This window comes from Azohydromonas sp. (assembly GCF_035325925.1).
In the GTDB taxonomy this organism is placed as follows: Bacteria; Pseudomonadota; Gammaproteobacteria; order Burkholderiales; family Burkholderiaceae_C; genus Calidifontimicrobium.
Map to the genome: position 1 here is coordinate 1 of NZ_DAOKZA010000081.1, position 8,633 is coordinate 8,633.

Here is an 8,633-nt window from a genome sequence, read left to right on the forward strand (position 1 = left end):
GTCTACGGCACGACCAACGCCTACTTCGAGACCAACAACTGGACGCTGGCCGACGGGCGCATTTTCGAGCCGGCCGAGCTGCGCGCCGGCAGCGCGGTGTGCCTGATCGGCGCCACCGTGCGGCGCGAGCTGTTCGGCGCCGAGGAGCCGGTGGGTTCGCGGCTGCGCGTGCGCAACATCAGCTGCGAGATCATCGGCCTGCTGCGCAGCAAGGGCCAGGGCGGCATCGGCCAGGACCAGGACGACGTGGTGGTGATGCCGATCAACACCGTGCAGCGGCGCCTGACCGGCAGCCTCAACGTCGGCACGATCCTGGTGTCGATGGCCGACGGTGCCAACGCCGAAGGCGTCAAGGCCGACCTGACGCGGCTGCTGCGCGAGCGCCGCAAGCTCGCCGACAGCGACGAGAACAACTTCAACGTGCTCGACACCCAGCAGCTCGCCGACACGCTGTCGGGCACCACGCAGGTCATGACCACGCTGCTCGGCGCCGTGGCCGCGGTGAGCCTGCTCGTGGGCGGCATCGGCATCATGAACATCATGCTGGTCAGCGTCACCGAGCGCACGCGCGAGATCGGCATCCGGCTGGCGATCGGCGCGCTCGGCCACGAGGTGTTGCTGCAGTTCCTGATCGAGGCGGTGGTGCTGGCCGCGCTCGGCGGGCTGATCGGGCTGGCCATCGCCACCGTCGCGTCGGTCGTGCTGACCGGCGTGATGGGCGTGCCCTACCTGTTCGACCCCGGCATCAACGTGCTCGCGTTCGTGTTCGCGGCGGCGATCGGCGTGATCTTCGGCTACTTCCCGGCGCGCCGCGCGGCGCAGCTCGACCCGATCGAGGCGCTGCGGCACGAGTGACGCGGGCTTGCAGGCCACTGCCCGGGCACTGCCGTCGCCCGGCCCGGGGGGGGGGGGGACATGGAGCGACAGGTGGCCCGCGGCCCCGGCGCGCTCGGCGGTCGAAGGGCGGTCGCCGCGCCCCGATCAGGGCGCCTCCGCGGTGAGCGCGGTGCGGTCGAAGTCGACCTGCGACAGCGGCAGCCGAAGCACCGGCCCCGCGGCCGTCGGCACGGCGTCGCCGGCGGCGGCGAGGTCGCCGACGACGACGGCGCGCAGCGCGTCGGGTGGCCAGCGGCGTCGCGCGAAGTCGCCGACCTGCGCGCCGTCGACCGCGCCGATGCGCCGCGGGTGCTCGGCGAGCGCCGACCACGGCCGCCCGGCGGCCCAGTGCGACGCCAGCAGCGTCGCGGTGCCGGCGGTGGTCTCCCAGCCGCGCGCGAAGGCGCCCACCAGCGCCGCCTGCCGCGCGGCCAGCTCGTCGGCGTCCGGCGGCTCGTGGCGCAGGCGCTCGACCTCGTCGCGCATCAGCTGCAGCACCTGCGCGGCGCTGGCGTGGTGCGTCTGCGCCGCCGCGCCCCACCAGCCGTCGGCGGCGTAGGCCTCGGTGCTGCCGTACACGCCGTAGCTCAGGCCGCGGCGGATGCGCACCGCCTGGCTCAGCCGCGACGAGTAGCCGCCGGCGAGCAGCGCCGCGGCGACCTGCGCCGTGGGCAGTTCGGGGTCGGCGCTGCCGGCCCACGGCGCGGCCAAGACGACGCTGCTCTGGCCGGCACCCGGCATGTCGACCAGCGCCAGTCGCGTCGGCAGCGGCGCGGTGGCCGACGCCGCAACCGTCGCCGGTGCGCCGGTGGGCCGGCGCCAGTCACCCAGGTGGCGGCGCAGCAGCGCCAGCGCGCGTGGCGCGTCGACGTCGCCGGCGAACACCACCAGCGCGGCGTCGGGGCGCGCGATGCGCCGGTGCAGCGCGCGCACGTCGTCGCGCGAGATGCGCTGCACCGACGCGCGCGTGACCACCGCGCCGTGCGCGCCCGCGCCCCAGCGCAGGCGGCGCGCGACCTGCGCGGCGACCACCGCCGGGTCGGCGAGCGCGAGGTCGACGTCGTCGAGCGCCTGCGCGCGCCAGCGTTCGAGTTCGTCGCCGGCGAGCAGCGGCCGGCGCACCACGTCGGCGAGCAGCGCCAGCGCGGCGTCGAGCCTGGGCGTGCTGACGGTCATCGCGACGCGCACGCTGCGCCAGTCGCCGTCGGACTCCAGCGACGCGCCCAGCGCCTCGGCCTGGCGCGCCAGCGCCGACGCGTCGACCGCCCGGCCGCCGCGCAGCGCGCCGCGCGCCAGCAGCGTCGCGGTGGCGTCGGCCAGCCCGGCACGCCCCGGCGGGTCGGCCTCGGCGCCGCCACGCAGCACGATCGCGACGCTCGCCAGCGGCAGCGCCGGCCGCGGCGCGAACACGGCGCGCAGCCCGTTGTCGAGCACGAGCTCGTGCAGCGGCGGCAGCTGCAGGGCTCGCGGCGGCGCCGGCGGCGGCGGTGCGTCGACGCCCGGCGTCGCCGCGCGCACGGCCGCGGCGGTGACCAGCGCGGCGACCCCCACCGAGCGCAGCACGGCACCTCGTGCGGTCCGCCGCGGCGCGGGGCTCGCGCCGGCGCTCACGCCGCGTCGCCCTGCAGGTAGGTCAGCGTTACGCGGCGCCGCTCGAGCAGGTGTGCGCGCACGGCGCGCTGCACGTCGGCGGCGCCGACGGCCTGCAACTCGGCCAGCTCGCGATCGGCCGCCGCGGGGTCGCCGCGCAGCGTCAGCGCCCAGCCCGCGGTCTCGGCGCGGCCCTGCGGCGTCTCGCGCTCGGCCAGCGCGCGCGTCGCCAGCCCGGTGCGCACCTTGTCGAGTTCGGTGGCGGCGGGCCCGCGTGCGGCGAGCTGCGCCAGCTCGCGCGACAGCGCCTGCGCCAGCGGCGCCGGGTCGACGCCTCCGGCGGCGATCGCCCAGGCCACCAGCAGGCCGGCGTCGGCCCACAGGTCGGCGCTGAAGCCGGCGGCGCGCGCCAGCCGCCGGCGCCGCACCAGCGCCTCGTGCAGCCGCGACGAGTCGCCGCCGGCGAGCAGCGACGCGGCGACCTGCAGCGCCGCGGCGTCGGCGTGCGCCGCGGGCGGGCCGCGCCACACCAGCGCCACCGCGGGCAGCGGCACGCCGGGCGCGGCGAGCCGGCGTTCGGCGTCGCGCTCGCGCGGCGGCTCGTGCACCGCCACGCGCGGGATCGGCGCCGCCGGGCGCGCGATCGGCGCGAAGTAGCGCCGCACCCAGCGCCCGAGGTCGGCGGCGTCGAAGCCGCCGGCGACGATCAGCGCCGCGTTGTCGGGGCGGTAGAAGCGGCCGTGGAACGCCCGCACGTCGGCCAGCGACGCCGACTGCAGGTCGTCGATGCGCCCGATCACGCCGCGGCCGTAGGGGTGGTGCTCGAACGCCGCCGGCGCCAGCGCCTCGAACAACCGGCCGTAGGGGGCGGCGAGCACGCGCTCGCGGTACTCCTCGATCACCACCTGGCGCTCGCTGTCGAAGTGGGCCTGCTCGACCTCGAGGTGCGCCATGCGCTCGGCCTCGGCCCACAGCAGCGGCTCGAGGTGGTTGGACGGCACCTCGCTCTGGTAGACGGTGAAGTCCTCGGTCGTGAAGGCGTTGTTCTGCCCGCCGACGTCCTCGGTCAGGCGGTCGAGCGTCTCGGCGGGCATGTGCCGCGTGCCCTTGAACATCAGGTGCTCGAACAGGTGCGCGAAACCCGAGCGCCCCGGCGGGTCGTCCTTGCCGCCCACGCGATACCACACCTGCACGCTGACCGACGACGCGCGGTCGTCGGGCAGCGCGACGACCTGCAGCCCGTTGTCGAGCGACCAGCCGCGCAGCGGCAGCGGCGGCACGCGCAGCGGCGCGATGCCTGCCCACGCCGGCCGCAGCGCCGACGACAGCGCCGCGGCGGGCAAGGCGAGCAGCAGGCGGCGGCGGTCCAGGGTCATCGGGGGCGGGTGGCGGTGGCGCGGGAGCGAACGATAGCGCGCCGTGCGCCGGCGCCGCGCCGGTGGGCACAATGCGGCCCTTCGCGACCCTCCGGCTGCCGCATGCCCGACCCCGACGACACCGCCGCCGCGCCGCCACCGCAGGCCGGCGCGGACGCGCCGCAGCCCGCGACGCCGATCGAGCCGACGATCGAGCCGACGATCGAGCCGACGATCGGGTCGGCACCCGCACCGCATGACGCGCCGTACGTGCCCGCGGCCGAAGCCGGCGCGGCGAGTGCGGCTCCGGCCGCGCAGCCGGCGATGTCGCCGGCCGAGTGCGCGCAGCGCCTCGCCGCGCTGTTCCCGGCGCTGTTCGCCGGCGCGCCGAAGCCGTTGAAGCTGCGCGTGCATGCCGACATCCAGGCGCGCGCGCCGGGCGTGTTCTCGCGCTCGGTGCTTTCGGCGTTCATGCGCCGGCACACCGGCAGCACCGCGTACCTGAACGCGGTGGCGCGCGGCGCGCAGCGTTTCGGCCTCGACGGCGAGCCCGCCGGCGAGATCGCCGCCGAGCACCGCCAGGCCGCGCTCGACGAACTCGCGCGTCGGCGCGCGCGCTTCGCCGGCCAGCGCGAACGCGAGGCCGAGCAGCGCGCGCGCGACGAGCAGCAGCGCCGTGCACGCGCCGCGCTGCTGCGCGACTTCGAGCGCACCACGCTGGCCGCGGCCAACTTCGGCGCGCTCAAGGGGCTGACGCCCGAGGCGCTCGAGGCGCAACTGGCGCAGGCGCGCCGCGAGGCCGCCGAGCGGCCGGCGCACCCCGAGCCGCCGGGCCAGGGGCGACGCGGCGACGGCGGCGCGCTTCGCCCGCCTCGCCGCCCGCGCGCCCCGCGCTGAGCCCGCGCGGCGCCGTTGGCGCCGGGGGGCGCCGACGGCGACCGCGGGTAAGCCCCATCACCGGGGTCGATGCCGGTGCGGATACTGCGCGGCAAACAGGTTACTCGCGAGTAAGGGCCGCCGCGGCCCCACCACGCCACCCCCTCCCGCCCGTCCCGCCCCGGCCCGTGTCCGCCGAAACCTTCACGTCGCCCTGGCCGGCCGCCGCCGCGCGCGCCCGCGGCCGCGCCGACAAGCGCGAGGCCGTGCTGCGCACCGCGGTGCGGCTGTTCAACGAGAAGGGCTTCCACGCCACCTCGCTCGACGAGGTCGCCGAGCGGCTGCACGTCACCAAGCCGACGCTGTACTACTACGTCGAGAGCAAGGAGGCGATCCTGTTCGCCTGCGTGCAGATCGGGCTGGAGATGGTGCGCGAAGGCATCGCCGAGGCCGCGCGCAGCGGCGGCAGCGCACTCGACAAGCTGCGCGGCTGCATGCGCGCCTACGCCAGCGTCGTCACGCGCGACTTCGGCATGTGCGTGATCCGCGTCGGCGAGGAGCCGCTGCCGGCCGACAGCCGGCGCCGCCTGCGCGCGCTGAAGGCGAAGATCGACCACGAGTTCCGCGGGCTGATCGAGCAGGGCATCGCCGAGGGCGTGATCGCGCCGTGCGACGCCAAGCTCGCCGCGTTCACGCTGGCCGGCGGGCTGAGCTGGATCGGGCGCTGGTACGACCCGGCCGGCCCGCTCGACGCCGACACCGTCGCCGAGCGCTGCATCGACGTGCTGCTCAACGGCGTGGTGCCGCGGGCGGGTGCGGTCGGCGCCGCCACGCGGCGCGTCGCCGCGGCGCGCCGGCCGGTGTCGAAGCGCCCGCCGAAGCCGGCGCACAGGGGGAAGGCGTGAGCACGGCGCCGGTGCTCGAGATCGACGGCGTGACGCTCGCCTTCGGCGGCGTCAAGGCGCTCGACGGCGTCAGCCTGCAGGTGCGGCCGGGCTCGATCACCTCGGTGATCGGGCCCAACGGCGCGGGCAAGACCTCGCTGTTCAACACCATCTCGGGCTTCTACCGGCCCAACGCCGGGCGCATCGTGTTCCGCGGCGAGGACATCACGCAGGTGCCGGCGCCGCGGCGCGCGAAGCTGGGGCTGGCGCGCAGCTTCCAGAACATCGCGCTGTTCCGCGGCATGACGGTGCTCGACAACATCAAGCTCGGCCGCCACGCGCACCTGAAGACCCACGTGCTGCAGGCGCTGTGGTACCGCGGCGCTGCCGCGCGCGAGGAGGCCGCGCTGCGCGCCGACGTCGAGCAGCGCATCATCGACTTCCTCGAGATCGACCACATCCGCCACGCGCCCGTGGCCGCGCTGCCGTACGGGCTGCAGAAGCGCGTCGAGATGGCGCGCGCGCTGGCGATGCAGCCGCAGGTGCTGATGCTCGACGAACCGGTGGCCGGCATGAACCGCGAGGAGACCGAGGACATGGCGCGCTTCATCCTCGACGTGCGCGACGAGTGGGGCGTGACGGTGCTGATGGTCGAGCACGACATGGGCATGGTGATGGACCTGTCGGACCACGTCGTGGTGCTCAACTTCGGCCAGGTCATCGCCGCCGGCGTGCCGCGCGACGTGCAGGACGATCCCGAGGTGGTGCGCGCCTACCTGGGCTCGGGCGACATGTCGCGGCTGCGCGCCGGCGCCGCGGCGGCGCGCGCCGGGGCGGCGGGGGCGGCGGCGTGAATGCGTCGGGCTTCGACTGGCTGTTCTTCGCCGAGATCTCGCTCGCCGGGCTGGGCAGCGGTGGGCTGCTCGCGCTCACCGGGCTGGCCTTCGTCATCATCTACAAGGCCACGCGGGTGGTGAACCTGGCGATCGGCGAGATGCTGATGATGGCCGCCTACGTGTTCTTCGCGCTCGCCGCCGGCGCCGGGCTGCCGATCTGGGCGGCCATCGTCGGTGCGGTGCTCGCCTCGGGCGCGCTGGGCGCGCTGGTCGAGCGCACGATGATCCGCCCGATGCTCGGCGAGTCGCCGATCTCGACCTTCATGGTCACCGTCGGGCTGGCGTCGATCCTGGTCGGCGTGGTCGAGCTGGTGTGGACCGCCGACCCGCGCCGCCTGCCCGAGTTCATGCCCAGCGACCCGGTGCTGCTCGGCGAGGCGATGGTCGCGCCGAAGGTGTTCTACGGCTTCGTCGTGACCGCGCTGCTGATCGCCGCGGTGCTGCTGGTGTTCCGCTTCTGGCGCGGCGCGGTCGCGCTGCGCGCCACCGCGTCGGACCAGGCCGCGGCGTACTCGATGGGCATCGACGTGCCGCGCGTGTTTTCGCTGGCGTGGACGGCGGCGGCGATGATCGCCGCGGTGGCCGGCATCGTCGTCGGCGCGATCGGCGGCATCTCGTCGACGATGGGCGTGTTCGGGCTGTCGGTGCTGGTGGTGGTGATCGTCGGCGGCCTCGACTCGGTGGCCGGCGCGCTGCTCGGCGGGCTGCTGGTCGGCCTGGTCGAGGCCTGGGCCGGCGCCTACCTCGGCGGCGAGTACAAGATGCTGGCCACCTTCTCGCTGCTGGTGCTGGTGCTGCTGCTGCGTCCGTACGGGCTGTTCGGCACGCACGAGATCGAACGGCTGTAAGGGGCGACGGACCATGCGCATCGGTGCCGCCAAGCAGAGCTACGAGGCCGACGCCGCGCTGTTCGACACGCGCACGCAGCGCGGCTGGCTGGTCGTGCTGGCGGCGGCGCTGGCGGCGTTCCCGTTCATGGCCGACGAGTACTGGCTGTACCTGGCGTGCCTGATCGCGATCAACGTCGCCAGCGCGACCGGGCTGAACATCCTCACCGGCTACACCGGGCTGGTCAGCCTGGGCCAGGCCGCGTTCATGGGGCTGGGCGCGTACACGGTGGCGATCCTCGAGACGCGGCTGGGCACGCCGTTCGCGCTGAACCTGCTCGCCGGCGGCGTCGTCGCGATGCTCGGCGGCATCGTCGTCGGCATCCCGTCGCTGCGCGTCAAGGGGCTGTACCTGGCGATCTCGACGATCGCCGCGTCGGTGCTCGCGCACTTCCTGTTCGCCAACCTCGCGATCACCGGCGGCACCTCGGGGCTGTCGGTGCCGCCGGCGCGGCTGTTCGGCGTCGCGCTCGACACCTCGTTCAGGCTGTACTGGCTGATCGTGCCGGTGGCCGCGCTGATGCTGCTCGGCGCGGCGAACCTGTTTCGCACGCGCATCGGCCGCGCCTTCATCGCGATCCGCGACCGCGACATCTCGGCCGAGGTGCTGGGCATCCCGCTGCTGCGCTACAAGCTGCTGAGCTTCGGGCTGTCGTCGTTCTACGCCGGCGTCGCCGGCGGGCTGTGGGCGTACTTCTTCCGCGTCGTCACGCCCGAGAGCTTCCCGCTGATCATGAGCATCTTCTTCCTCGCCGCGATCATCGTCGGCGGCATGGGCACGATCCTCGGCAGCGTCCTCGGCGCGGTGTTCATGACGCTGGTGCCCGAGCTGCTCAAGCTCGTCGTCGGCTGGCTGCCGCTGTCCAGCGGCGCCGCGCTGGTGCTGTCGCCGGTGCGCACGATCGTGTTCGGCGCGCTGATCGTCGGCTTCCTGATCTTCGAACCGCACGGCCTCGCCGAGATCTGGCGACGCGTGCGGCGCTACTTCCACCTCTGGCCGTTCCGCACCTGAACGGCCTCCGCCCACCACCCCCAGGAGACTTCCCATGAGCATCCAGCGTCGCACCCTGATGGCCGTCGCCGCCGCGGCCACCGTCGCCGCCCTCGCCAGCGGCCCCGCCCACGCGCAGGGCGAGGACATCGTGCTCGGCGGCTCGATCCCGATGACCGGCGTGTTCGCCTTCGCCGGCATCGGCATCAACGCCGGCATCTCCGACTACGTGAAGATCGTCAACGACGCCGGCGGCATCAAGGGCCGCAAGCTGCGCT

Annotated in this window: 8 protein-coding genes and 1 pseudogene; 7 read left to right on the plus strand and 2 right to left on the minus strand. The window is 75.1% G+C overall.

Going from position 1 to position 8,633, the window contains the following annotated elements:
• A partial coding sequence (locus PKC53_RS17980; RefSeq protein ID WP_324431144.1) for an ABC transporter permease occupies positions 1-855 on the plus strand: 855 nt, incomplete at its 5' end.
• A 126-nt stretch (positions 856-981) separates the two neighbouring features.
• On the opposite strand, the gene PKC53_RS17985 is transcribed toward PKC53_RS17980, so the two are convergent.
• Together PKC53_RS17985 and PKC53_RS17990 are read right to left on the minus strand one after the other, a co-directional pair.
• A complete protein-coding gene (locus PKC53_RS17985; RefSeq protein ID WP_324431146.1) occupies positions 982-2,439 on the minus strand; it encodes a pitrilysin family protein in 1,458 nt (485 codons plus the stop codon).
• A gap of 44 nt (positions 2,440-2,483) precedes the next feature.
• Positions 2,484-3,842, minus strand: coding sequence for a pitrilysin family protein (locus PKC53_RS17990; RefSeq protein ID WP_324431148.1), 1,359 nt, complete (start codon positions 3,840-3,842; stop codon positions 2,484-2,486).
• Positions 3,843-3,944: 102 nt separating this feature from the next.
• Between PKC53_RS17990 and PKC53_RS17995 the strand changes: the two genes are divergently transcribed.
• From PKC53_RS17995 to PKC53_RS18020, 6 genes and pseudogenes are all read left to right on the plus strand, one after another.
• Entirely contained in the window at positions 3,945-4,718 is a 774-nt protein-coding gene (locus tag PKC53_RS17995) for a ProQ/FinO family protein (protein ID WP_324431150.1), read from the plus strand.
• Between the two features lie 167 nt (positions 4,719-4,885).
• On the plus strand, positions 4,886-5,602 hold the full coding sequence (locus PKC53_RS18000) for a TetR/AcrR family transcriptional regulator (protein WP_324431151.1): 717 nt from the start codon (positions 4,886-4,888) through the stop codon (positions 5,600-5,602).
• Complete coding sequence (locus tag PKC53_RS18005) at positions 5,599-6,435, plus strand: ABC transporter ATP-binding protein (RefSeq protein WP_324431153.1); 837 nt, start codon at positions 5,599-5,601, stop codon at positions 6,433-6,435. Before PKC53_RS18000 ends, PKC53_RS18005 begins: the two co-directional genes overlap by 4 nt.
• The gene (locus PKC53_RS18010; RefSeq protein WP_324431155.1) at positions 6,432-7,325 is read left to right on the plus strand and encodes a branched-chain amino acid ABC transporter permease; all 894 of its coding nucleotides are present in this window, start codon (positions 6,432-6,434) and stop codon (positions 7,323-7,325) included. Before PKC53_RS18005 ends, PKC53_RS18010 begins: the two co-directional genes overlap by 4 nt.
• Before the next feature lie 13 nt (positions 7,326-7,338).
• Positions 7,339-8,376 (plus strand): branched-chain amino acid ABC transporter permease, encoded by a 1,038-nt coding sequence (locus tag PKC53_RS18015; RefSeq protein WP_324431156.1) that lies wholly within the window; start codon positions 7,339-7,341, stop codon positions 8,374-8,376.
• A gap of 34 nt (positions 8,377-8,410) precedes the next feature.
• Positions 8,411-8,633: pseudogene (locus PKC53_RS18020) on the plus strand (amino acid ABC transporter substrate-binding protein); the annotation flags it as partial.